At 60.5% G+C, this 24,248-nt stretch carries 25 protein-coding genes; 8 read left to right on the forward strand and 17 right to left on the reverse strand.

Annotated elements, in window-relative coordinates:
* Positions 1-1,135 (reverse strand): hypothetical protein (locus FJ977_RS24590; RefSeq protein WP_210243862.1); only part of this gene is annotated, 1,135 nt, incomplete at its 3' end.
* Positions 1,136-1,458: 323 nt separating this feature from the next.
* Between FJ977_RS24590 and FJ977_RS24595 the strand changes: the two genes are divergently transcribed.
* Positions 1,459-2,403, forward strand: coding sequence for a transglutaminase-like cysteine peptidase (locus FJ977_RS24595; protein WP_140775204.1), 945 nt, complete (start codon positions 1,459-1,461; stop codon positions 2,401-2,403).
* Between the two features lie 144 nt (positions 2,404-2,547).
* On the opposite strand, the gene FJ977_RS24600 is transcribed toward FJ977_RS24595, so the two are convergent.
* From FJ977_RS24600 to FJ977_RS24615, 4 genes are read right to left on the reverse strand one after another with little or no spacing between them, the layout of a single operon-like run.
* Positions 2,548-3,189: a ribbon-helix-helix domain-containing protein gene (locus FJ977_RS24600; protein ID WP_181180054.1), complete on the reverse strand. Its 642-nt coding sequence runs from the start codon at positions 3,187-3,189 to the stop codon at positions 2,548-2,550.
* Complete coding sequence (locus FJ977_RS24605) at positions 3,179-4,468, reverse strand: HlyD family type I secretion periplasmic adaptor subunit (protein WP_140774779.1); 1,290 nt, start codon at positions 4,466-4,468, stop codon at positions 3,179-3,181. The genes FJ977_RS24600 and FJ977_RS24605 overlap by 11 nt, the downstream gene beginning before the upstream one ends.
* Positions 4,469-4,512: 44 nt before the next feature.
* Complete coding sequence (locus FJ977_RS24610; protein WP_140774780.1) at positions 4,513-6,645, reverse strand: type I secretion system permease/ATPase; 2,133 nt, start codon at positions 6,643-6,645, stop codon at positions 4,513-4,515.
* A 40-nt stretch (positions 6,646-6,685) separates the two neighbouring features.
* The gene (locus tag FJ977_RS24615; protein WP_140774781.1) at positions 6,686-8,134 is read right to left on the reverse strand and encodes a TolC family protein; all 1,449 of its coding nucleotides are present in this window, start codon (positions 8,132-8,134) and stop codon (positions 6,686-6,688) included.
* Between the two features lie 446 nt (positions 8,135-8,580).
* Here FJ977_RS24615 and FJ977_RS24620 point away from each other — a divergent pair, with 446 nt between their 5' ends.
* Positions 8,581-9,117, forward strand: coding sequence for a hypothetical protein (locus FJ977_RS24620; RefSeq protein WP_140774782.1), 537 nt, complete (start codon positions 8,581-8,583; stop codon positions 9,115-9,117).
* Positions 9,118-9,175: 58 nt separating this feature from the next.
* On the opposite strand, the gene FJ977_RS24625 is transcribed toward FJ977_RS24620, so the two are convergent.
* The 12 genes from FJ977_RS24625 to FJ977_RS24680 all read right to left on the reverse strand — a co-directional run bounded on the left by FJ977_RS24625 (position 9,176) and on the right by FJ977_RS24680 (position 17,873).
* Positions 9,176-9,754 carry a hypothetical protein gene (locus tag FJ977_RS24625; protein WP_140774783.1) on the reverse strand — a complete coding sequence of 193 codons (579 nt, stop codon included), beginning with the start codon at positions 9,752-9,754 and terminating at the stop codon, positions 9,176-9,178.
* Positions 9,751-10,341 carry a L,D-transpeptidase gene (locus tag FJ977_RS24630; RefSeq protein ID WP_140774784.1) on the reverse strand — a complete coding sequence of 197 codons (591 nt, stop codon included), beginning with the start codon at positions 10,339-10,341 and terminating at the stop codon, positions 9,751-9,753. Before FJ977_RS24630 ends, FJ977_RS24625 begins: the two co-directional genes overlap by 4 nt.
* Positions 10,325-11,488: an AAA family ATPase gene (locus tag FJ977_RS24635; protein ID WP_140774785.1), complete on the reverse strand. Its 1,164-nt coding sequence runs from the start codon at positions 11,486-11,488 to the stop codon at positions 10,325-10,327. The genes FJ977_RS24630 and FJ977_RS24635 overlap by 17 nt, the downstream gene beginning before the upstream one ends.
* A complete protein-coding gene (locus FJ977_RS24640) occupies positions 11,485-12,120 on the reverse strand; it encodes a TadE/TadG family type IV pilus assembly protein (protein WP_140774786.1) in 636 nt (211 codons plus the stop codon). Before FJ977_RS24640 ends, FJ977_RS24635 begins: the two co-directional genes overlap by 4 nt.
* A gap of 2 nt (positions 12,121-12,122) precedes the next feature.
* Entirely contained in the window at positions 12,123-12,665 is a 543-nt protein-coding gene (locus tag FJ977_RS24645; RefSeq protein ID WP_246683325.1) for a TadE/TadG family type IV pilus assembly protein, read from the reverse strand.
* 5 nt (positions 12,666-12,670) lie between these two features.
* Complete coding sequence (locus FJ977_RS24650) at positions 12,671-14,173, reverse strand: pilus assembly protein TadG-related protein (protein WP_140774788.1); 1,503 nt, start codon at positions 14,171-14,173, stop codon at positions 12,671-12,673.
* A 78-nt stretch (positions 14,174-14,251) separates the two neighbouring features.
* Positions 14,252-14,530 (reverse strand): hypothetical protein, encoded by a 279-nt coding sequence (locus FJ977_RS24655; protein ID WP_246683326.1) that lies wholly within the window; start codon positions 14,528-14,530, stop codon positions 14,252-14,254.
* 4 nt (positions 14,531-14,534) lie between these two features.
* Positions 14,535-15,980: a type II and III secretion system protein family protein gene (locus FJ977_RS24660; RefSeq protein WP_140774790.1), complete on the reverse strand. Its 1,446-nt coding sequence runs from the start codon at positions 15,978-15,980 to the stop codon at positions 14,535-14,537.
* A 55-nt stretch (positions 15,981-16,035) separates the two neighbouring features.
* Positions 16,036-17,091, reverse strand: coding sequence for a Flp pilus assembly protein CpaB (gene cpaB / locus FJ977_RS24665; protein ID WP_140774791.1), 1,056 nt, complete (start codon positions 17,089-17,091; stop codon positions 16,036-16,038).
* A 75-nt stretch (positions 17,092-17,166) separates the two neighbouring features.
* Positions 17,167-17,349: a Flp family type IVb pilin gene (locus tag FJ977_RS24670; RefSeq protein ID WP_140774792.1), complete on the reverse strand. Its 183-nt coding sequence runs from the start codon at positions 17,347-17,349 to the stop codon at positions 17,167-17,169.
* A 118-nt stretch (positions 17,350-17,467) separates the two neighbouring features.
* Positions 17,468-17,647 (reverse strand): Flp family type IVb pilin, encoded by a 180-nt coding sequence (locus FJ977_RS24675; RefSeq protein WP_140774793.1) that lies wholly within the window; start codon positions 17,645-17,647, stop codon positions 17,468-17,470.
* A 46-nt stretch (positions 17,648-17,693) separates the two neighbouring features.
* Entirely contained in the window at positions 17,694-17,873 is a 180-nt protein-coding gene (locus tag FJ977_RS24680) for a Flp family type IVb pilin (RefSeq protein WP_140774794.1), read from the reverse strand.
* A 529-nt stretch (positions 17,874-18,402) separates the two neighbouring features.
* Between FJ977_RS24680 and FJ977_RS24685 the strand changes: the two genes are divergently transcribed.
* From FJ977_RS24685 to FJ977_RS24710, 6 genes are all read left to right on the forward strand, one after another.
* Positions 18,403-19,791, forward strand: coding sequence for a CpaF family protein (locus tag FJ977_RS24685; RefSeq protein ID WP_140774795.1), 1,389 nt, complete (start codon positions 18,403-18,405; stop codon positions 19,789-19,791).
* A complete protein-coding gene (locus FJ977_RS24690; protein ID WP_140774796.1) occupies positions 19,791-20,762 on the forward strand; it encodes a type II secretion system F family protein in 972 nt (323 codons plus the stop codon). The genes FJ977_RS24685 and FJ977_RS24690 overlap by 1 nt, the downstream gene beginning before the upstream one ends.
* 43 nt (positions 20,763-20,805) lie before the next feature.
* Positions 20,806-21,729 carry a type II secretion system F family protein gene (locus FJ977_RS24695; protein ID WP_140775206.1) on the forward strand — a complete coding sequence of 308 codons (924 nt, stop codon included), beginning with the start codon at positions 20,806-20,808 and terminating at the stop codon, positions 21,727-21,729.
* Positions 21,730-21,793: 64 nt separating this feature from the next.
* Positions 21,794-22,336, forward strand: coding sequence for a tetratricopeptide repeat protein (locus FJ977_RS24700; RefSeq protein ID WP_082582534.1), 543 nt, complete (start codon positions 21,794-21,796; stop codon positions 22,334-22,336).
* Between the two features lie 9 nt (positions 22,337-22,345).
* On the forward strand, positions 22,346-22,885 hold the full coding sequence (locus tag FJ977_RS24705; protein WP_140774797.1) for a prepilin peptidase: 540 nt from the start codon (positions 22,346-22,348) through the stop codon (positions 22,883-22,885).
* Positions 22,886-23,094: 209 nt separating this feature from the next.
* A complete protein-coding gene (locus FJ977_RS24710) occupies positions 23,095-24,237 on the forward strand; it encodes a hypothetical protein (protein ID WP_140774798.1) in 1,143 nt (380 codons plus the stop codon).
* Positions 24,238-24,248: the final 11 nt, after the last annotated feature.

The following is a 24,248-nucleotide window of genomic DNA, read 5'->3' on the forward strand; positions in this document are numbered from 1 at the left end:
AGTCGGTCGTGACATTGCCGCCGACGGTGGTCGTGGCACCGTCCTCGGTCAGCGCGCCGGCATTCGCATTGTGCGCAACAGGCACATCGTCGACGATCTGGACTGACAGCGTGGCCGGAGCCGAGGTGTCGCCGTCGGTGTCGGTCACCGTCACGGTCATGTTGTCGTAGATGGAATCGGTGCCGGCGCCGGGATGGGTCTCGCTGTGGACAAGCGTGTAGCTGTAGCTCACCTGGCCGGTGCTGGCATCGTAGCCGGTGATGGTCAGCGTACTGCCGAGCGGCGTGGTGATGCTGACCGGCGTCGATGCGCTGTTGGCAAGCGCGGCACCCGAAATCACCTGGCCGGCGATCGTCAGCGAGCCGACACCGTCGGGGGAGGAGATGGTGAACGTGCCGGTATTGATCTCGCTGGTGTCGGGAGCCGAGGTCAGGCCCTTTTCGTACACGATGGTGTCGCCGCCACCGGCCTCGGGCGTCAGGTTGCCGATCGACGGTGTGGAATCGGGCTTGAGAAGAGACGGGAACAGCTCGCGGTTGTCCGGCTGGCCGAACGCCAGATCCGTCGGCGGCAACAGTGCCGACAGGCCGAACCCGTCGCCGATACCGCCTGGGGGAACCGAGAAGTCTCCGCCTGCGCTCGAGGTCGAACCCCCTGAACCCGCCGACATCGACCCGTCGGCGCCAAAGGCGACATCGACATGGCTTGCTTCCAGCGCCGCGATCAAGGCAACGCGCGGCACTTCGACGTCGCCTATGATGAAGGTCGGCACGTTGAGGGCGCCGTCCTTGATGACGATCACCGAACCGTCGGCCTGTTCGAGCACGAGATTGTGGCCGTCGACCTTGATGTTGTCGATCGAGACGTTGGCTGGAAGTTTCACCACATTGCTGGTGTCGGCCACATATTCGTGCGGGGCCGCTGCCACCGGGGCCTTGGCCTCCGCGGGTGCTTCCGGTTTGACGGGCGTGCCGTTGCCGACGTCGACTGGAACCGGCTCAGTGGCAGCCGGAGCTGCCTTTTGCGCCGGGGCTGCTTCCGCGACCTGAATCTGCGCCTGCGACGGCAAGCCATTATGTTCAGAGTGCTCGTCCCAGGAATTCGAGACGGTGTCCAAATCGTTACTGTTCGTCATGGCCAAAACCCCTCCGGCATTTCCCGGATAGAGACAGTGGCCCCTTCTACTTTGCAACTATCCTGCAATCTGTTTCATATATTCGGATATGCGAGCTTCAGCATTTTTTACGCGTGGTAAACTTGAAACATATAACCTGATATACATGGGCTGGCATGCGATCCGTCTGGCGCGGGTTGGCTTCGGTTGCTTGGTAAACACAAGTATAAATTTGCATAAAATTTTAAACAAAATGGGATTTATCAAGTACAGGAAACTTATCCACCTTCCTTTGCAATAATTTGAGACGGGATTGATAGCGTCCACAGTCAAAGGTGGGCGTTATGAAAAAAGAAAAATCTGCCCTGGGGGCAATCGGGCTCAAGGCGCTGCTGCTGGCAATCGGAATCACGGGCCTGCCGCAGCCGTCGTCCGCGAGTACGTTCCCGAGCAGCGTCGGTTCTGTTGATTCGCTGCTGGCAAGGGTCGAAACGCCTCCCACCCTCGGTGGTATTTCGCTGCTGCGGCCGCAGCCTTGGCAGCCCGCCTCGGCCTACAGGATCGGCACGGTTTTCGGCAGCTACGGGCCTGCCGCCATCGACCGGGAAAACAGCTCTTCGGCGATGCAGGGCAATGTCGGGATCGATTCCATCCATACGGCGTCGATAATTCCCGGCGTGTTCGGATCGGTTGCGCTGTCCATGCACAATTTCCCGGTCTCCGCGCGTTGGGCACCGGTCTACAGGGCGATCGTCGACTGTTCCACGGGCAGCGCTTGCGACGGCAAGAACAGCATCTTCACCGCGATCGTCAATGTTGCCAAGGACAAGCGGTTCATCGACAAGCTGTCCTTCATCAACTCAAGCATAAACCACGCGATCGCCTACAAGAAGGACAGCGTGGTTTACGGCAAGCTCGACTACTGGGCCAAGCCTTCGGAAGTTCTTGAGCGGCGGGCGGGTGATTGCGAGGATTTCGCCATTCTCAAGATGGCGGCGCTGTTGCGCGCCGGCATCCCGGCGCAGAGCATGTCGCTCGTCGTGCTGCAGGACCGCAAGCGCGGTTTCTTCCATGCCGTGCTGTCTGTCAGCACCGGCAGCGGTGTGTTCATCCTGGACAGCCTGAGCAACGTTGTCTCGCGCGACAGTGATCTCCCCGACTATGTACCGTTGTACTCGTTCAGCACCGACCGCGCGTGGATCCACGGCGCCAGGGCCGGCGCGGCCCAAGTCGCCGATGTCAAAGGCGGCCTTGCGACGGTCGCACCCGGCGAAGGCCTGCAGCCGTAAGCGCTCTGGGAAGGGCAAAGTACTCGATACGGTGCATCTTCGCCCTGAAGTGCGTCGGGTCGAAATGGATCCGTGCGAGGCGCTTCAGGTTTTGGTTTCGCGCCTGTCGTCTTCCCGGAGCGTGACATTTTCGGGCGACATGCATCAGCCGCCGAAAACGAAGGCCATCAGCAGCTCCGGCTCGAGCACCGGCGCCCGCACCGCGTTCAACTGCCCACGGTAGCGGCGATCACCCGCGCCGATGACGAAACCGGTGGCGACCGGCGTTTCGCCATTGGCGTCGAGCCGTGCGAATATGTCCGCGACATTGAGGTCCAGAGCAAGCTTCAGGTCGTTGCGCGCATCTTCATTTGGCGCCACCGGCAATTGACGTCTGACCAGTTGCTGGAACGGCGCGTTGAAGGTCAGGATCTTCTTGGACGAAGACAGCGCGAAAGCCGGTGACGGGCAGCTGACCAGAATGGCGCTGATCGTCTTGATCGACGCCAGCCTTCGCAAGGTCTGGTTTTCGTCGGCCAATCCGCGCATGCAAGCCACACGAATTGCCGATGTCAGGTTTCCTGTGTTGGTATGGCTCTCCGCGATCTCGTCGATGAGCATGCCGATGGTGCATTTGCGGCTTTCGGCCATCTGCTTCAGCGAGGTCCAGAAAGCCCGCTCCAGACGAATGCCGCGTCGTGTACCGCCACGCGCCACAACCCGGAATTCCAGCCCGAAATCCTCTGTCGCCATGGGTGGAAGCAGCCGCTCGCGACCAGCGAGAGGGGAGGGGGCGCTATCGCTCACTCATTGCCTCCTCTCGGGCCTTGTTGATCGGCTTCAGCAGATAGGTGAGGATGGTCTTGCGTCCGGTCTTGATGTCGACCGAACAGATCATGCCGGGGATGATCGAATAGGTCTTGCCATCCCGGGTCAGTGTCGACCTCTCTGTTGCCACGCGTACCTGATAGTAGGGCTCGCCCGTCTTCTGGTCGACCAGGCTGTCGGCGGTGATGTTGGAGACCTTGCCCTCGATGCCGCCGAAGATCGAGAAATCATAAGCGGTTATCTTGATCAGCGCGTCCTGGTCCGGCCGGATGAAGGCAACATCCCGTGGTGAAACCCGCGCTTCGACCAGCAGCGTCTCTGAAGTCGGAACGATGCCGGCCACGACCGCGCCGGGCTGCACGAAGGAACCAAGCGTGTTGACATCGAGCGTGTTGACGATCCCGTCGACAGGGGAGCGTATGTCCGTGCGCGCCACCTTGTCGGTGGCCCCGCGTATGGTCTCGTCGACAACCGAAAGGTCGGCCAGCGCCTGTGTCAGGTCGCTCAGCGCCTCCTGTTGCAACTGCAGGCCGAGCTCGTTGACTTGAAGCTGGGCTTCGGTGATGGCCGCCTTGGCCTTCTTGATGGTTTCACCGGCGAGGTTCAGCTGCCCATGCAGTTCGGTCTGCTCGCGCTCGACGCGGATCTGCTCGGTCCTCGCCATCAGCCCCTTCTTGACCATGGATTCGACCAGCGCTGTTTCCCGGTCGCTGACTTCGAGGTTCTTGGTGAGGCGGTCGAGATTGGCGTTGGCTTCGTCCAATTCATTCTCGCGCTGATCGAGCCGCGATTTGAGAACGGACAGCTTGACCTGGAAATTGTCCCGGCGCGCGACGAGAAGCTTCTGCTCGTTGTCGCAGATTTCCGGGGCAACCTTCTGGATTTCGGGAGGGCAGGGAAATTGGCCCTCGATATTGCCGCCCTGTTCGAACTTGAGCCGCGCAATGCGCGTCTCAAGTGCCCGTGCCTTGGCCTGTTGCTCGCCAAGGCTGGACGTGTTGAGCGAGTTGTCGAGGCGAATGATGAGATCGTTCTTCTTGACGACCTGTCCGATCTTCACGGCGATTTCCTGGACAACGCCCGGCTCGCTGGCCTGGATGATCTGGGTTTTGGATGCCGGTATGACCTTGCCCTCGCCGCGTGCGATCTCATCGACCTCGGCAAAGGACGCCCAGGCGACGGAAGACACAAACAGTGCCCCCACGATCAATAAGGACGCCGACGCGAAGAGCGGCGGCCGGTCTTCCCTTGCAAGCATGTCATATGCCCCAACGCATTGAATACGTTAAATAAGTTTGTTTTTCAGGCGTTCGTTTTCTGCAGCGCCTGTATCACTTGGTCCTTTGGTCCGTCGGCGACGATCCTGCCTTGCTCGATGACGATAAGCCGGTCGGCCAGCTCGAGCATGCTGAAGCGGTGCGTCGAAACGATCAGCGTCGTGTTCCGGTCGAAAGCCACTTTGAGCTGCTTGATCAATTGCCGCTCGGAGGCCAGATCCATCGATCCCGACGGCTCGTCCAGGAAGACGATTTTGGGTTTGGTCAGCAACAGCCGGGCAATCGCCATCGTCTGCCTCTGGCCGCCCGAGAGATTGGTGCCGCGCTCGCCGACATTCATGTCGTAGCCACGCGGGTGACGGGAGACGAAATCGTCGACGCCGGCAGCCTTGGCCGCCTCGACAATCTGCTCGTCGGTTGCCTCCGGACATGCCATCAGGAGGTTCTCCTTGATGGTGCCCGAAAACAGATCGTTGGCTTGCGCGACGATCCCGACCGCGGCGCGAACCTCCGATGGGTGATATTGGCGGATGTCGATCCCGTCCAGCAGCAGCTCACCTGATGTCGGCAGGAAGAGCCTGCCGATCAGCCGACCCATGGTTGTCTTTCCCGAGCCTATGCGGCCGATGATGCCGATCCGCTCGCCTGGCCTTACCGAAAAATTCAGGCCGGTCAGGACTTCGTTTTCGGAGCCCGGATAGACAAAGCCGACATTCCTGAACACCATGGCGCCGTTGCGAATGGGCCGGTTGACGAAACCCACCGTGTCCGGGCGATCCTCCGGCTGCTCCATGATCGAGTTGACCATGCGCAAGGAGAGCATGGCCTGGCGAAGTCTGGACAAGGTGATGGCGATCTGGCCAAGGGGAGCCACCGCCCGGCTGGCCAGCATCACGGTGCCGATGATGGCTCCGGTGGAGACGTGTCCTTCAGAAAAGGCGTAGGCGCCGGCCACGATCAGAGCGACGGTGACCATCTGCTGGATGGCCTGCGTTATATTGCCGGCCGCCGCCGACAACTGCTTGATCTTTTCGGACGTGTTTGATGCGTTCTTGGAATGCTCTCCCCATTTTCGCAACAGATACGCCTCGGCCCGCAGCGACTTGATCGTCTCCAGCGTGGAGATGGATTCCACCAGCAGGGCCTGCCGTTGCGAGGCCTCGTTCATGGAGGCCGCGACGCGCTTCCCGATGCTCCGCTGCGTGACCAGCCCGACGATCACGGAAGCCACGAAGGCAAGAGCCGGTATGATGACCAGCCAGCCGCCGATCGCATAGATGACCAGGAGGAAGACGAACACGAAGGCCGTGTCGATGAAAACGCTGATGGTGTTCGACGTGAAGAATTCGCGCACGAACTCATACTGCGTCACCCGATTTGCGTATTCGCCCGTCGAGCCCGGCCGTGCCGACAGGGATGAGTTCAGCACTTTCTCGAACAGCATGTATGAGATGCGCAGATCCGCCTTGCGTCCGGCATAGTCGATGAGGGACGCCCTGGCGGTCTTCAAAAGCAGGTCGAACAGGATGACCGCGGCGATGCCGATCGACAGAACCCAGAGCGTCGATATCGCCTTGTTCGGCAGGATCCTGTCGTAGACGTTCATGGTGAAGATCGGCGAGGCGATGGCCAGCAGGTTGATGAATACTGCCGACAGGACGACCTTCGAATAAGTGCGCCAGAACGGGCCCATTGTTCCCGTCAGCCAGTGTCGCCGCTCGATCTTCGGCGCGGAACCGACGCTCATCCCTTCTGCTGCGTTGGCATAGGTTATCGAGAAGGAAACGCCGCCACTGATGTAGGTGGCGGCCAGCTCGGATCTGGTGATGGTTACGCGGCCGTCTTCCTGGGGAGCGGTGGTGAACGCGCCGTCCTCGGTTTCGGCCAGCAGGGCAACCGGCAATTGGCCGGCGCGAAACACAATGGCGGGAAGATCGATGCGCCCCCGAAGGAAGTCACGATGGCTGAATTCGGTGATCTCAAGGCCGATGCGCTCGGCAAGATGCCGGATGGCATCGATGTCGATACGCGTGTCCGACAGCGGCACGCCGGCGAACAGCACCGTGTGCGCGCTCGGTCTGCCGAGATACCCGGCAATGGCCGAGAAGCAGGCCTTGAACGCCTCCTTCGGGGAGAGGATGTTGGGTTGCTGGTTCACGATCCGCCCGCAGGGACTTTCGATCGCCCCTTACATCCGCTTACTTTTTCCTGACCGGCGCCAGGATATCGAAAGGCAGGTCGTTCTTCTGTTCCGACGGCGTGCGCGCGTAGGTTTCCGTGTCGGCCGTTTCCGGCGCAGCGAACTCTGTCCGTGCGTAGGCCGCGGCCTGCTTTGGCGGGCGGATGTCCATGGTCTTCAGCAACTGCCCGGTCGCCGCCAGAAGCCGATATTGGGCAAAGAGCGAGGCATAGGATGCGGTGTCCGCCAGTGTCGCCGTGTTGAAGCGCGTGTTCTGTGCATCCAGCACGTCGAGCAACGAGCGCTGCCCGACCTTGAATTGCTCGCGATAGGACGCAACCAGCTTCTCGTTGGAGGCGGCCTGCAGCTTCAGGGTCTTTGCCAGGTCGGCCTGCCGGAAGCGGCGATCCCAGGAGGTGCGAACGGCTTCTTCGATTTCCCGCAGCACCTGATGCATCGCAAGGCGCTGCTCGCTGGTGCGACGGATCTGCTCCTGCTCGTTGGCCTTGTCGATGCCGCCCCGGTACAGGTTCCACCGCAGCACCAGGCGTGCCTGCAGGTCCGATGTGTCGCCATTGTCGCCGTCGATGTCATAGCCGGCCCGGGCGACGCCTTCGGCGACGATCGAGGGGCCGTATTTCGCGCGGGCCGCGTCCACCAGCGAGGCCGCCGCGGCGATGTCGCTGTTGGCCATATGGACGCGCGGATTGCTCTCCCGCGCAAGGCCGATCGCATCGTCCAGGGACCTTGGCAGCGCGCCGGAAACATCGGCCGGCCGCGACGCATTGGTCAACGGTTTCCCGACAGTCTTGTAGAAGCGTATCCTCGAAGCCTCGAGCTCCTCCGAGGCCTCCTGCATGCGGGCCTTGGCCGCGAACAGCCGCTCTTCGGCCTGCTGCCGGTCGGCTTCGTTCAACCCGCCGCCGGCAATGCCTTCCTGGATGTCGTGCAGCATTGCTTGATGAAAGCCGAGGTTCTTCTTTGCTTCGGCCACGATCGAAGCCTGAAGCATGTATTCGAGATAGTCCTGGACAACCGAGAGGCCGATGAATTCAGACCGCTCCAGGACACGAAACGACGCGCCGTCGACGCGCGAGGCCTGGCGGTTCAACTCGGCCCGTCTCGCGCCGCTGTCATAGAGTGTTTGCGATACCGTCAGATCGGTTTCTGCCGGATAAAGCGCGTCATCCTGTATGGAGAGCACGCGTCGGGAGGAATTGTCGAGACGGCGAGCACCAGCCGACGCTTCCAGGTCGACGCTGGGAAGATAAAGCCCCTTGGCCTGACGCAATTCGAACTCGATTGCTTCGCGATTTTCTATGGCCTGGCCGATTTCGGGATTGGATTCGACGGCGACCGCCACTGCTTCCTTGAGCGAAAGCGCACTCGCACTCCCGCAGGTCAACATCGTAGCCGTCATCAAAAGACCAAGGCGCCTGCCAATGGTCGACATGCTTGTCGTGTTCATCTAATCCGCCCCAACGTTTCCCCAGCGCTCTTTTCCAGCGCTACAACCAAGCCTTATATCGCCTGATTATCCAACAATTTCACGCGATACGTGAGTGAATATTAAATTAGAAGTCCCTAAAAATTGGATTCTGACCATAAGGTTGTGAAATGTAGCAAAAATGGCACAACAACCGGCCCGTCAGGGCGTGCCTGACTGTCGCCAGGAGCGGAAAGCCGAAAGGCGCAAATGGTCGATGCGGGAGAATCGTAAGCCCGCATGACCTGAAAGGCCGTCGCGGAAAATTTGATGACATCTCGGCCAAGATCACGCCGTGGCGGTACGAATGGACCGATGCTGAAGTACTGGCCGCCGGGATGAGCCCTCAAGCAGGCCGTAGTCGCGCCCCGCATTAAGCTTCACGCAATCTCTGCAATCTATGCTGACGCCAGATTGTCGAGGATAAAATGAAGCGCAAGTCGATATTACTCTTCGCTTTTCCGGCTTTCATCCTGATGCTTCTGGCAAGCGAGCGAATAGCGACCCTGCTGCTCGGAGCCTATGCCGCCAGCCCTGCCATGTGGCGGATCTGGCTTGAACTGCACCCACTGTCGGCGATGTTCTGGCAACAGGTCGATCTTGGGCTGGGCGGTTCGATGGTCCTGGATGCCGTCATCCTGGTTGCCGCGGCGGCGGTGTGCTGGGGCGCTTGCCGCATGAGGCGGCCGGCCGCCTTCTTCCTGGCCAACCACGTCGCCCTGCTCTTTGCCGGACTGATGATCGCTTCCAGCAGTCATTCGGAGACAGCGAGCACCGTCGCGGCATTCCCGCTGTCGAATGGCCTCCAATTCGCACTGAAAGTCGATTTTACCTTGCAGAACAGTCTCGTGCTTGTTCTGGGCTTCGCGGCCTGTGCGTATTGCCATGTCGCGTTCCTTCGCGAAACGCGGCTGCGCGGAGAGTCACCGGCCCTGCGTCTCATGGTTTTGGGACGCGATATCTAGCCTGCCGTACCGGCGTTCGAGAGAGTGCCAATATCTCAGCAGCTTCTCGGATCCCGCCTCAATTGATCTTGCGATAATAGACCTTGCCGTCCGGCGTTTCGGTTCGCTGGTAGGAGGGGTTCGGGGCAGGGGGCGCGGTGCTCTTGCGCTTGGCTGGTCGTGGCGTATCGACAGCGGCGGGTTCGGCCGCGATATCGCTGGTGTTGGAGGATGCATCCGCCACGGTGCTGGTGGTGACGACGACGGGTTCCGCCGCGCCCGCGCTGCCGTCGTCGCGCGCTGACGGAGGGTTTTGTTCCAGCCGGGCCAGGTTGCCGTTGACTTCGTTGAAACTGCCCTGCAACTGGCTGTCCAGCCTTTCAAATCGGCTTTGAAAACCGTTGTTGACCGTGTCGAGCCGGGCAACGATCCGCTGCTCGAACGCGCCGAGCTCCTCCAGACGTCCCTCCACGACGCGCAGGTCGGTGATGCCGCGATAGAGGTAGATGGCGGCGGTCGCGTTCAGCACCGCAAACAGTGTCAATCCGACGCCGACCACGACGGCCAGCCGCGACCGGCTCGCATCCCTGTCGAGCAGTTGCGGTTCGATGGGCTCGGCGGCCACGGTCGGCACGTGCGGGTCGCTGATCGTCGTCATTGAACCACCACCTTGGTGCCTATTGGCACCCGCTTGAAAAGATCGATCACATCCGTGTTAGTAAGGCGAAAGCATCCAGATGTGCCGTCGAACCCCACGCCAGAGGGATCGTTGGTGCCATGGATGCGATAGAGCGTGTCGTGCCCGTCCCGAAGCAGATAGAGCGCCCGTGCGCCGAGCGGGTTATAGGGGCCCGAAGGCACCAGTTCCGGCAGTTCCGGCTGGCGGGCGCGCATTTCCCTGGGCGGGCGCCACTGCGGCCATTCCGTTTTCGCGCCGACCTTCACGACACCGGTCCAGCCGAATCCGTCACGTCCGACGCTGATCTGGTAGCGCAGCGCCTGGCCCTGACGGGTCACCAGGTAAAGCGCCTTCTCGTTCTTGCGGATGACGATCGTTCCCGGCTGCTCCGTGGTTGCGAAAGCAACCGCCTTGCGCAGGCTGGGGCCCATCGCCGGCAGTGGCGGCCGATCCGAAAGCCCCGATCGCGCATGGGCGAAGTCCTGGGCCGACAGCGCCAGCACCAGGCTGAGCACGCAGGCGCCGATCAGTCTCGCAGCGGCGTCATGTCTACCGGGCAGCGTCATCGAGCCGCTCTTTGAACATCTTCTTCAGATCCTTGTTGAAGCGTGCCCGGCCATCCACTTCGGAAGGCAGGATCGCCCGGTTCAAGGCATCGGCCAGAAGGGTGTTGTCCAGGGCCACCGATTTGATGTGCGGCGCCTTGAAGATCTTCTCGAGCTCACTGCGCGAAAAATGGTTCCCGAACCATTTGCGCTTGTGCTTGTTGGCGACGAGCGTGATGCTGACCGCATTGCCGCGCAGCTCGCGGATCTTCTTGTAGAGCCGCTTGCCTTGCCGCAGTGAAGCGACGTTGAGTTCGAAGACGATGAAGATCTCGTCGCTCGTCGAAAGCACCGAATTGTGCCACGGCGTTTCGAGATTGGGCAGGTCGATGACGATGTCGTCAAAACGGTAGGCGACGAGGTCGAGCAGCCGGAAGACGAAATCGCTGCCTTGCGGCTCGAACGGCAGCTGCGGCCTCTCGAACGCGTAGAGGGTGAGACCCGACGGGCGCGACAGCTTGATGACATCCATCAGCTCGACATCGAGCCTTTCCGGCTGGCCGATGATGCCCGCCAGATCGAACTGGTTGAACAGATTGAGGTAGGCGCCGCAATTGGCGCTCTGGAAATCGAGATCGACCAGGCAGGTCGAAGCCGCGCGCTCAGTCGATTTCGAGGCCAGGAATTCGGCGGCCGACAGAGCGAGCGTCGTGGCACCGGCGCCACCGCTGGCGCTGATGAAGGTGATGATGCGGCTTTTGGTTCCCTGGTTGCCGGTATCATGAAAAGTCACCGCGTTGAGCAGTTCCTTCCCGTCGAGCGGCTTGTGCAGCCAGTCCGAAGCATTCATACGCACCAGCACGCGCGTCTGTTCCGACGTCAGCTCATCGGAAACCGCGATCAGCGGCACCGACGCCCACAGCGCACGCGCCTCGACAATGCCTGACCTGCCGAGCAGGCCGCCATTGGCTAGATCGAGGATGACGATGCCGGGGCGCGTATCGGCGGGCGGACCTTTCAGAAAATCATCCGTCTCGGAGATCCTGACATCATAGATCGCCAGGGCATCAAGCCGCGTCGCCACCTCGCGCTTGAAAGCCGGATCGGACGAAAACAACGCCACCTGCTTTCGCTTGGTCGGTGTAACCTTGGTGTTGATGGCATTCATGGCCAGGTGCTCTTCAAATCTTCGCCCGTAACCGTGCTCAGCATGGAGGGCATGTTGATGTTGGTGAAACCCATCAGTCCTTTCAGGAAAAAGAACTGGAAGGTGATATTCTGGAGGTTGACGGTGATAGTCGGCACCGGACCGCCTAGCCGGGTCTGATAGCCCAAACCAGTGGCCGTGTAGGTGACGACGACGTTGCTGCGCAGCAGGCCCGGGAAGAAGTGGCACATGCCCGGCCGCTGGTTTGCAGCCAGATTGGGACAGACGTCGTCATTGGTGTTTGTGGTGTCGCCACGAAAGATGCGGCTGAAATTGGCGGCGCTGAAGCCGCCGCTGTTGCTGCAGCCGCCCGTGCCGGCGGTGTAGGTGCAGACGAAGGGACCATAGGCGCCGGCAACCATCGGGGCGCCGGGAGAAGAGATCGGGCCCGCAGTCGCGAGGTTGGTTGCTACCGCATCCGATATCGAAGCCAGCCGGGCACCGACCTGCACCGCCTTGGTGGCCGCGTTCCATTGATAGAAGGCGTAGCCGAAGTCGACGAAGCCCAATACGAGCGCAAACAGCAGCGACGATACGATGGTCATTTCCACCATCGCCGCCCCGTCTTCCGATTTTGCGAAACGCTGGATCATGGTCAGAACCGGATCAACCGCTCGTCGTGGGAACCCTGCAGCGTTATCGGACCGATGCCGATGAACGACAGCATCCCGACACCGGTATATGGGTAGGTACCGGACGCGCGGACGGTGCAGACTTGTGCCGTGGTGGAGCGATATTGGGTAACGCCGCCCACCACGGTGTCCTGGCAGGAATTGTTCGTGGTCACGGTGACATTCGATGTCTGCCAGCCACTCACCCGTGCAGTATCAGTCACGACGCCGTTAACAACCGTTACAGATGGCTTGCCGTAGACGGCGATGTTCGCGGCAATGGTGGTACAGTTGATCGCCGCCAGCCCGGAGTCGGTATACAATTGACTGTTGCAGCGCGCGGCATAGCGGGCGGCGTCTGTAAGTCCAGCCTCCATCAGCAGCTTGTCGTGGATCAGATTGCCGAACTCGAACACCCCGGCCGACAAGATCAGCATCAGCGGCGTGATCAGTGTCATCTCGACAATCACCGCGCCCCGTTGGTCGTGTCGAAATCGATCAAGATATCGGGACAGCGTCTGGAACATCGCGATCACCGATAGAGCTGCGCTTCATCGCGCAGGTAGTTGTCGAGCGTGCCATTGCCGCCCTTGCCGGTGATGTCTACCAGCTCGACATAGATATTCTTCCCGTCCTTGATGGGCTCGGTAATGAAGAAACTGCCGAACCTCCTGACCGGGATGCCCGTCTGGCGGCCGCTGAAATTCGTGCCCGAAGCCTGGAGCGCATTGCAGTCGAGGATTGCGCCGTAAAGCAACCGGCGATCTGGGATCGAGATCGGGGTGCCGGCTCCCCCAGGCGGAATGCCTGTCTCGCCACCGACGGCAGGGTCCTGATAGATATTGTTGTCGATCTCGTAGCGATAGACTTCATAACGCGTCGGGAGATTGACGCCGGTTCCTGACAGAGCCGGTGGCACGGCACGTGTGGGATGATTGGCGGCCCAGTAGCGCGCGAAATTCCAGTCACCGGCGCCCATGCGGCCGCCCATCATGGTGCAGTTGCCGGCGATCTGGCAGGAATCGCGCTCAAGCCCAACACCCTTTGTCGGGTCTGTTTCATAGTCGACCTTGTTACTCTTGACGAACTGGCTGCCGTTTTTGGCGCCCTTGCGCACATTGACCGCGGGTCCGTCCGAGTAGTTGGACGAATCGATGCCGAAGCGCGAGTTGATGCCGTTCTCGACAGGGCCAGCGTTCTGCCCCGGCTCGGTGGTGACGCCGTCGCGCGAATAACAATTCTGCGGTTTGGAGTCGGCGAGCATTTTCTCGAGCTGGTTGGCACCGTTGCCGAACGGAGAAGCCAGGAAAGCGAAGTTGCCGGGAAAGTAGGATCCGTCTCCGCGCAGCACGATTTGTCGGCGACGATATTGCCTGGTTTGTGCCGCCTGTTCCAGCGTAACGCCGCCGGTGATGGTTGTGTCCTCATACGGGTTGCACATGAAAACAGGCGTGTAATCGCAGACGCCCGACGTGAACCCGGCAGTCGCCCGGGCAGCTATGCTCATGCTATTGCTGGCCGAATTGCCCGTCAGAAACGACGCTGGAAATATCGCGGCGAAACCGGTTGGCGTGACCTTCACTTCAATGAATGCGGTTTCATCCTCGCCGACGGATTGCGTTGCATTGGCATAGTTTGCGCTGGTGACCAGAGCTCCGTCCGATGCGGGTATGGTCTTCAGGAAACACCACGAAATGTTGCCGGCGCTGTTGCATTGTGCGGTGCCGCCCGGTTGCCCGGACGTCAGGGTGAACCGGCCGGTAGAGCCAACGGTTGAGAAAGTGGCATCGTTGGCAACCAGCGTCGCCATGGCGCGTTCGGCCCTGGCCCATGAACCGGGCAAGCCATCAAGCTCGGCGGCTCCAGCCAAGGCGAAGGCGTCCGCCGCCTTCTGCAAATCATTGTGCAGGTTGTTCACCCGGCTCATGTCGATCGCCAGCAGCGAAAAGCCGATGATCGCCGGCAGCGTAATGCTGACGAGGATCAGCGCTATTCCCCTCTGGTCGCGCCAGAATGCGCGAATGGTCCGCAGCATGGCCCTTGCCCCTTGCTCCCCTGACGCCAGGATCCCTCGTATGGCCCGGCGCGCTGAAACCGCGTCCTTCCGTTCTGTTCACTGCCCCGTAGTCACACCCGTCGCGCCGACATTGACCGTGATGGCCGGTGGTGGCGGCGGGGGTGGTGGAAATTTGTAGTTGTGGGCCACGGCGGCCGCGCGCGCACCGTCGCCTTCGATGCGTGTATTCCTGGATGCCGGATTGAACGGATCGACCGTCTGCAGCAGCGAGTTGTATCTCTGCGTGTCGCCGGCCGCCAAAGTCACTGAATCGTAGTGGTTCAGATAGTCCGCGGCGCAGCCTGACAATGCGCTGGCGCACAGGATGGGGATCAAGATCCTATTTCTTGACATAGAGCATCTTGTCCTTCGATTTGAAGTCGAGCATGTGCCCATAGGGGCCGGTGACGCCGTCGCCGGTCTCATATTTTCGGATCATGTCCTTGTTCACCTCGAGCTGGCCAAGGACGAAGAATTCCGGATCGTTGGCCGGCCGCGTCTTGTCGAATGGCGTCGCCAGCTGCTCGCCGGGCTTCACCGGCCGCACGATGTGCGGCGTGACGATGACCACCAGTTCGGTCTCTTCCTTCTGGCTGCTCGAATTGCGGAACAGCGTCCCGATGACAGGCACCTGGCCAAGCCACGGCACCTGGTTCTGCAGCTTGGTGGTCTTGCTGGACAAAAGCCCGCCGACCGCGAAGCTCTGGCCGTCGCGCAATTCGACGACGGTGGACAGTTTGCGGTTGGTGAAGATCGGGTCGCCGGCGGTGGTGAAGCCGTTCAGGTCGCTGACTTCCGGCGCCAGGTTCATGTGGATCTTGCCATCGTCGAGTACGACCGGCGTGAACAGAAGATTAACGCCGAATTGCTTGTAGACGATGCTTATCTGGCCATCCTTGTCGAGAGTTCGGATAGGGACTTCACCACCGGCGTTGAAGCTTGCCTGCTCGCCGGAAAGCGTGGTGAGATTGGGATTGGCAAGCGTGCGCACCGCGCCCTTGGCCTCCAGCGCCTCGATATACAAATCGACCTTGATATTGCTGTCGATGACGCGAGTGAGCAGCGCTCCGAAGGGCGTGGAGGTGGACAGGAGATCGCTGAGCAGAGCTCCCGAGCCGAGCACCTCCTTGTTTTCATCGACCGCGGCAATGCCCGTACCGACTTTGGTCGTGCCGCTGCTATTCGTGCTCTTGATCGACACCCCGAGGTCGCGGCCTGAGTTGCGCTTGGCTTCCAGCACGCGCACTTCCAGATTGACCTGCTGGCTGTCGTCGACGATCACCGAGTTGATGATGGCGTCAGGACCATATTGCTGCGCGACTTCCATGATCGCCGCCAGCGTGGCGCCGTCCTTGACGTGGCCGGCAAGCCTGACCCTGCCATTGACCGAGCCGATCTCGATGCGCGACTTGGGCGCCACCTGCCTGATGGCTTGCGCCATGTCGCCGACGTCGACGCCGACCTCGATCTGGATGACACCGAGCGAGCGCTTGTCGGTCGAGAACAGATTGACCGTGGTGGTGCCGGCGCCCTTGCCGATGACATAGAGCGTGCGATCGGTCATCGGCTGGGCATCGGCGATCTTCTCGTCGCCAACGACGATATCGCCCAGATTGGCATTCACCTGCAAAGTCACCGATTGCGACATCGGCAGGAAAACACGGTGGACGCTGGGGCTCGACACGTCGATGAAGCGGTCGGCCGCATCGGCCGTAAGGCTCGATAGCAACAGTGCAGCCAGAGCCGACAACGCGGCCGCCCCCATCCTCACCCAAGACCCTTGCATCCCCGTCTCCCCAATCGCCGCTGGTGGCGGCGCCAACCTGGTCGCGGCGCCTTTGTTATGGCTGCCGCGGCACGTCATATGTTTCGAGCTTCACACCTCGGAAGACGCCGACAGTCGCGCGCGCCGGCGGTTCTGGCTGCACGTACTTGACGACTTCCTTGACGACTTCGTGGACTTCCGGCGCCGACACCACGGCCGGAGCGGGCTTCACCTTGCTCAACTGGTCGATCTGGCTGCCGACTCGCTCCACCGCCTGCGCAAGGCCGGCGATCTTGTCGTCCGCGCGCTTGCGTTCAGCCGCGGCCTCCGCTTCCGCCGCGGCCTTCTTGTTGAGCTCAGCCTGCCTTACGGCGACGTCAGCCGGCGTTTCGCCGGTCAGGTCGGAAAGCGTCACGCGTTCGGTGGTCTCGCCCTTGCTGGCCGCGGCCTGGCGCAGCGCCAGCGACAATTGGCCGGCGCCTGCCGCCAGCGTCAGCTTCTGCGCATCCTTGGTGCTGGCCTCGAGCGTCACCGATTTGACGACAGTCGGGCTGTCCTTGCTCGCATCAGCAACCTGGTCGACGGCGAGCACCTTCATGCTTTGCAGCAGCACGTCGACAAAACTCTGGTCCGCGCCATCATTGCCGCGCACGGTTCGCGTCAGCAACACGTCGACGCGGTCGCCCGGAAAGACGAATCCGGCGACGCCGAGCACGTCATTGACGCGGATGGAAACGGCCTTCATGCCCTCGCCGAGCACAGCCGAAAGCGTGGCGCGCTGGCCCGGACCCGTGATCTTGCTGGCGAGCACGGGTTCGTTGACGCCGATCGCCTGCAATGCCTGCTTGGGGCCTCCGCCGGCCGGAACGTCCTTCGTCAGGAGTTCTTCCGCGGTCTTGAAGGCGCCCGCCGGAACCGCGCCAGACGGCCACGCGACCTCACGCAATTTGTCGGCGGACAGCGTATCGCCGAACTTGAGTGCCACGGCGGCCACGACAACCGTGTCGCGCTGAACGTCATTTGTCTGCGCCATCGCGCTACGCTGGTTTGCCAGCCAGATATTGGCGAGCACCACAGCCAGCACGCCGAACACGCCGGCAAGAACGATCATGATTACAGTATTAGCGCGCATGGTTCCCGCCCTCGGCCGCTATTGCACTGGAAAGATCCAGGCCTGGGCGCAGGGCTCAGGCCTGGGTATCGACCGTCAATTGGCGGCGGTAAGGTTAGCGTTCAGGGCCGTCCACTTGGTGTTGACCCATCCGCCGACCGTCACAATCGTTGCGATCACTGCCACGGTGATGATGCCGAGCAGGATCGTGTATTCGACCATGGCAGCGCCGTTTTCGTCGTCGCGGAACTGCCGGGTCACCGTCATGAGCTTTTTCACGGAAACTTCCTCTTGTTCGGTCTGAACCGGATGAGAAGAGCAGGAACCAATCCGTCCTGACTTTCTCTTGCAAAGGGCCCAAGCCACATGAGCCTGGGTCCTTTGCGGATTCTCAGATTCAGTGGCCTGTAAGGTTAGCGTTCAGGGCCGTCCACTTGGTGTTGACCCACCCGCCGACCGTTACGATGGTTCCGATCACTGCCACGGTAATGATGCCGAGCAGGATCGTGTATTCGACCATGGCAGCGCCGTTCTCATCGTCGCGGAACTGCCGGGTCATCGTCATGAGCTCTTTCACGAAAACTTCCTCTTCTTTGGTTTCTTCGGTCTGAACCGACTTCAGATCAGTGGCCGTTGATCGTGGAATTCAAGACTGTCCACTTGTTGCCGACCCATGTGCCGACCGTCACGATGGTTCCGATCACTGCCACGGTGATGATGCCGAGCAGGATCGTGTATTCGACCATGGCAGCGCCGTTCTCATCGTCGCGGAACTGCCGGGTCATCGTCATGAGTTTCTTCATGTCAATTTCTCCTTTTGGAGTTGAACCCGACGAGACAGAGCCAAGGATGTACCCCATACCCAGCATCCCCCGTCACGTTGATCCTAGGTCGCGCAAAAAAGCAGAGTCAAACGGGATTAAGGGTCCCTTAACTTTCATATACCTGATTTGACAAGAAGACAGCGGATAAAAATCTTAGCAAGAGATTGATTCATATCATTTTTCAATCGTTCTTAACCATTCGTTCACAATTCCGCCCTGCATGCGGCGGGATTATAGAAGAATTAGCTATGCCGCATATTCCTTTATATCTAAGGGTTTAAGAGGCGTACTGCGATGAGTCCGGGTGGAGGGGACGTTCGGGCATGGAAGGGGCGCGAATCGAATGGCCGCATGTCGCGAGCCGCATCAAATAAACAAATGAATGCCGGGTCGATGACTTTAACTATGTTGAAAGTATTGGCTGTTCGCAGGCCATCCTGGCGCTTGTGCCGGCGGTGGTTAACGTTTAGTTTCCGCTAATATGCGTCTGAGGGGAATATAGGCGATTATGCTGGGGCGATTCATCAGGGGGGCAGGCGAACAGCAGGCGGCGACAAAGGCCGAGTCGGCGGCGGTGCTGCCTGTCACTCCGTCCCTTTCGCCAGCCGCTGATATCGAATCGCATGGCGACGATTTTCTGACGCTCAAGGTCGAACTCCATCGCCACCTTATCGATCGGTTCAACCTCGCCACTCTTGAAAATGCCTCCAAGGATGAGATCCTGAATGAGATCCGCCCGATCGTTCGTGAGTTCGTTCGAAACAGAAGCGTGCCGCTCAACGCACGCGAACTCGATCAGCTGACCAGCGACACTGCCGACGAGATGCTGGGGCTGGGGCCGATTGAGCCGCTGCTGAAGGACGATTCGATTTCCGACATCCTGATCAACACCCACGACCGCGTCTTCATCGAACGGCGCGGTGTAATCGAGGAGACCGCGATCCGGTTTCGCGACGAGGCGCATCTGCTGCGCGTCATCGGCAAGATCGTTTCGGCGATCGGCAGGCGCGTCGACGAGTCGGCGCCGATGGTCGATGCCCGCCTGGAAGACGGGTCTCGTGTCAATATTGCGGTGCGGCCGGTCTCGGTCGACGGCCCGCTGGTGTCGATCCGCAAATTTTCCAAGAATCCATATTCGCTCGAACGGTTGATGGCGCTCAATTCAATCCGCCAGCCGATGATCGAGCTGCTGCGCATCGCCGTGCAGGCGCGCAAGTCGATACTGGTCTCCGGCGGCACCGGCAGCGGCAAGACGACTTTGCTCAACGCCCTGTCAAGCTACATCCCGTCCAGGGAGCGCTTGATCACCATCGAGGATGCGGCGGAGTTACAGTTGCAGCAGCCGCATGTCGGCCGGCTCGAGACGCGGCCGCCCAATGTCGAGGGCAAAGGCGAAGTCCGCCAGCGCGAACTGCTGAAAAACGCGCTTCGCATGCGGCCCGACCGCATCATCGTCGGCGAGGTACGCGGCGAGGAAGCCTTCGACATGCTGCAGGCGATGAACACCGGTCACGAAGGCTCGATGACCACCATCCATGCCAACACGCCGCGCGACGCCATCTCGCGGCTCGAGCAGATGGTCGGCATGGCCGGCATGCCGATGAGCCATGACTCGATTCGGGCGCAGATCGCGTCGGCCATCGATATCATCGTGCAGACGCAACGTCTTTCCGACGGCGGCCGGCGCGTGACGTCCATATCGGAAATCACCGGCATGGAGGGCAATGTCGTCCAGCTCCAGGAAATCTACCATTTCGTCCGGCGCGACATGGGCGCGGACGGCAGCATCGTGGGCGAATTCCGCGCCACCGGTGTTCGGCCGCGCTTTGCCCAGGAAGCGGCGACACTCGGCCATCAGTTCGCCAAGGATGCCTTCAACCCGCAGGTTCCACTCTGATGCTGACCGGGCAGACCTTGCTCTACTTCATTTACGTGCTGGCGGCGGCGTCGGTCATCCTTGCCGGCGAATCCTTCTATCTGTCCTTCGCCGGAAGACGAGCGCGTGCGGGCGCGATCAATCGGCGGCTCAAGCGGCTGGGAGAAGAATCGACTGCTGAACAGAGTTTGCAGGGACTGCTGCAAGAGCGCGGCCTGACAGGTTCCGGCGATTTCAGCTTCGGCGCGATAGGGCTGAACCGGCTCTACACCCAGTCCGGCATCACCGGTAACCCACTGGCTTTCGCGGCCGTGTTCCTGTTTGCGGGCCTCTCGCTGGCACTTGTGCTGACTTTGCTTCTGGGTTTTTCCGTTCCGGTCGCGGTTATTGCTTTTTTGCTTGTCGGATTCGCGCTGCCGATTCTCGTTCTACGGCGCGCCCGAAACAAGCGTATCCAGAAATTCGCCACGCAACTGTCGGATGCGCTCGACATGATCGTTCGCTCGCTACGCGCCGGCCACCCGACCACCGTGGCGATCGGGCTGGTCGCCCGTGAAATGCCGGATCCGCTAGGAACTGAATTCGGCATCGTGTCCGATGAAATCACATTCGGCCTCAGTCTCGAACAGGCGGTTCGAAAGCTGTCGGAGAGGGTGGGATTCGAGGGACTTCACCTTCTGTCGGTATCGCTCTCGATCCAATCCAAGACTGGCGGCAACCTCACCGAGATCCTGTCCAACCTGTCATCCGTGCTGCGCGAACGGCGCAAGATGCGGCTGAAGATAAGGGCGCTTTCAGCCGAGGGCCGTGTGTCGGCCTGGATCATCTCGCTGTTTCCAGTGCTGATGTTCGGCATCCTCTATGTCGTCGCTCCGACATTCTACGGCGATGTGTGGGGCAGTCCGCTCATTCTGCCGGTGTTTCTGATCTTTGGGCTTTGGGCGCTGCTGGGCGATTTCATCATGTATCGAATGGTCAATTTCGATCTCTGAGGGGCGGGACATAGACTTCGTGACCAATATTGGAAATTCGCCCATGCTGCTCTCTCTTGCCGTCTTTGGGGCGGCGGCGGCGCTTTTTCTGGTGGCCGCGCTCGTCATCACGCCGGTCCTCCAGACCAGAAGGCTGGTTGCCCGGAGCCTGCTGTCCGAGGGCATAACCAATCGCCGCTCGCTTTTGGGCCAGGAACAACTGGCCAGGATTTCGGCGCAGCGGCCGGTGGATGCCTACTTCCGCGCGCTGGAGAAGGAGCGCGGTCAGCCGAATGCGCTGGAAGCGAAATTGTTTCGAGCCGGGTTCCATCAGCCAAGTGCGCCGGTAATCTACACGCTGTCGCGGCTCGGTGCGGTCTGTGTCGGTTTTCTGGCTGGTTACGCACTCCTGTCCCGGCTGTTGCCGCCCCAATTGCCCGGCTTTCTCGCCTTTGCCGGCGCTGCTCTCTTCGGCCTCGCCTGCATCGTGGTGCCAAGTATCCTGCTCGACCGCTTCGAGAATGGGCAAAAGCAGATATATCGCCGTAGCTTTCCCGACTTCATGGACATGATGATCACTTGCGCCGACGCGGGCATGAGCCTGGAGGCGGCGGTGGAGCGCGTCGGGACTGAATTGGCCAGCACCCACAAATGGCTCGGCATTCAGCTATCGATCATGAATTTGCAGTTGCGTGCCGGCAAGCCGCTGCGAGAAGCGCTGCATGAGCTTTCGGACCGTATCGGCCTCGAAGAGGCGCGGGCGCTGGCGGTTTTGTTCCGGCAGTCGGAAGAACTGGGCACCAGCCTGACCGACGCCTTGCGCGTCTACAGCGACGAGATGCGCGGCCAGCGGATTCTTCTGGCCGAGGAACGCGCCAATGCCTTGCCGGTCAAGATGATGATTCCATTGGGACTTTGCATTTTCCCGGTGGTGATGATGGTCATCATGCTGCCTCTCATCATTCGCATGAAGGGCATTTTCTTCTGAATAGGTATATGCTTTGGTTCTAAAATAGAGTCGTGGACTCTTGGGGGCAAAAATGACAAGGCCAATGCGCCTCGCAGCCGCAGCCATTCTGTCGATGATGACGCTCGCCGGCTGTCAAACGAACGGGGCGGATACCACTGGTGGTGTCGTGCGCACCAACGAGCCATCGAAAGGCGACGTCACGTCTTTCGGCGACGCCTTCGATGGGTTGAAGACTGTCAGCGACGTCGAATATTACGCATCGGACCAGGCAGTCGCAGAAGCCAAGAACCAGTTCCGCGCGGAAAACTACGGCAACGCCGGCGCTCTGTTCTTCAAGGCGACGCAACTGGCCCCCAATGATGGTAACGCCTGGATGGGTTTGGCCGCTTCGTGCGATCGCATCCACCGTTTCGACCTCGCCGACCGGGCCTATGGCCGGGCTTTCAAGCTGGCTGGTGCGACGCCGGAATATTACAACAATGTCGGTTATTCCTACCTGCTGCGCGGCAAGCTGCAGGATGCACGCAGCAACTTCCTCAAGGCCTACGAACTGGCGCCCAACGATCCGACCGTGGCCAACAATCTGAAGCTGCTGTCGTCGAGCGTACAGAACATCGAGCGCTAGGGTGCCCGTATGCTGCTTGTCGCATCCTTGCTGCTGAAAGCGCTTGCCATCCCCTTGCTGGCCAGGGTCGCCTGGCTCGATTTCACCACCCAGAAAATATCCAACCAGAATGTACTGCTGTTGCTTTGTATGGGGCTTGGGTCGCTCCAGCTTCTATCGGTCCAGGCCGGGTCATGGTGGGATATGGGCTTGAGTGCGCTTGCTGGCCTTCTCCTGTTTCTCGCGCTCTTCCCATTCTGGGTCTTGCACAAGGTTGGGGCGGGCGATGTCAAGCTGATGGCGGTCATGCCTTTCGTGATCGGGGGCAGTGGCCTTGCGGTCTTTTCTTTCCCTCTGCTGGTTTTTGCCCTCACCACGGCCTTGATCGTGAAAAATCCGTTCATGCTGCCCGAAGGCGCCTTCCGCCTTTATGCCCAGCACCTCGACCGCAAGGGTGTCGTGCCGTTCGGCGTTCCGATCTCGCTGGCCGCGATCTGCACGATAGCCTTCCTTATCTATGAAAATCTGGTGCAGGCGACCAATTCTGGAGTCCTGGGCCAGTTCAACTGAACTCTACAGGCCGGTCCCGCTGAATTCGCGCACCATGATAAGTCCAGCCGGCGTGGGCTTTTCGCCCATGCCATCCGGGCACGGCAGGGAAGCATCATCACCATCTTCGCAACGACCTACATTGGCCGCTCCGCCTTGCCTGTCGGCGGTCATGGCTTGTCCAGCAATCAATTCGATGGCTAGATAAACGATCCACAGGGGAAGGTATTATGGCACTTCACCTTTCGGCGGATGCCCCGGCTTCGGTCGCGGCCACGCCACAAAAATATCTCTTTGGCCCGTTCATCGACTTCTTCATGCTTGGCGGAAGCGCGCTTCTGATCCTGCCGGTCCTGTATTTTCTGCCTCTGCGCTACGAAGCTGCCGTTACGCTCACGATGTTCTTGCTCTCGCACCTCATAAACCAGCCGCATTTCGGTCATTCGTACCAGATCTTCTATCGCAATTTCGCCCGCAAGGTGCGCGGTGAGGGGTACGGCCGCAATCTCCAGATCCGCTATGTCATCGCGGGCATTGTCGTCCCACTCGCCATGATTGCCTTCTTTGCCTATGGCTCGCTCACGTGCAACGTCCGTCTTCTGGGCTATGCGACCAACGCGATGGGATTTTTCGTGGGCTGGCACTATGTCAAGCAAGGCTACGGCATGCTGATGGTGGATGCCGTGCTGAAACGCAAATTCTTCAGTGACCAGGACAAGAAGGTGTTGCTGTTCAACGGCTACGCCGTGTGGCTGTTCGCCTGGCTTCAGACGAACGTGGTCATCACCGAAAGACAGTTCTGGGGTCTGGAGTACTACACCTTCGCGGTCCCGCCATGGCTCATCACCATCGCCATGTCGATTGCCGCTGCCTCATCGGCCGCCACCGCCGTGATGTTCATCAATCGCTGGCGCAGGCATGGTGGGGCGCTGCCTTACAACGGCGTCGTTGCCTACGTCGTGTCCCTCTATGCCTGGATCCTGTTCGTGACGCTGAACCCGCTCTGGCTGCTCGTCGTGCCGGCGCTCCATTCCTTGCAATACCTGGCGGTGGTCTGGCGCTACCAGACCAATGTCGAGCGCGACCGCGCGGATGCCGTCGCGAGGCCGGGATTGAAGGCGCTGTCCATTCTTGGAGCGCGCTACAGGCTGCGCGTCCTGGCGTTCATCGTCTTTGGCGCAATTCTCGGAGCGCTCGGGTTCTGGCTGGTGCCGATGGCGCTGACCGCCATCGTTCCCTATAACAAGGCGGTGCTCGGATCGTCGCTGTTCCTGTTCATCGCCTGGATATTCATCAACGTGCACCATTACTTCCTGGACAATGTGATGTGGCGGCGCGGCAATCCGGAAGTCTCGAAATATCTGTTCCGCTGAAGCCGTCGATT

The organism is Mesorhizobium sp. B2-1-3A (assembly GCF_006442655.1).
Taxonomy (GTDB): domain Bacteria; phylum Pseudomonadota; class Alphaproteobacteria; order Rhizobiales; family Rhizobiaceae; genus Mesorhizobium.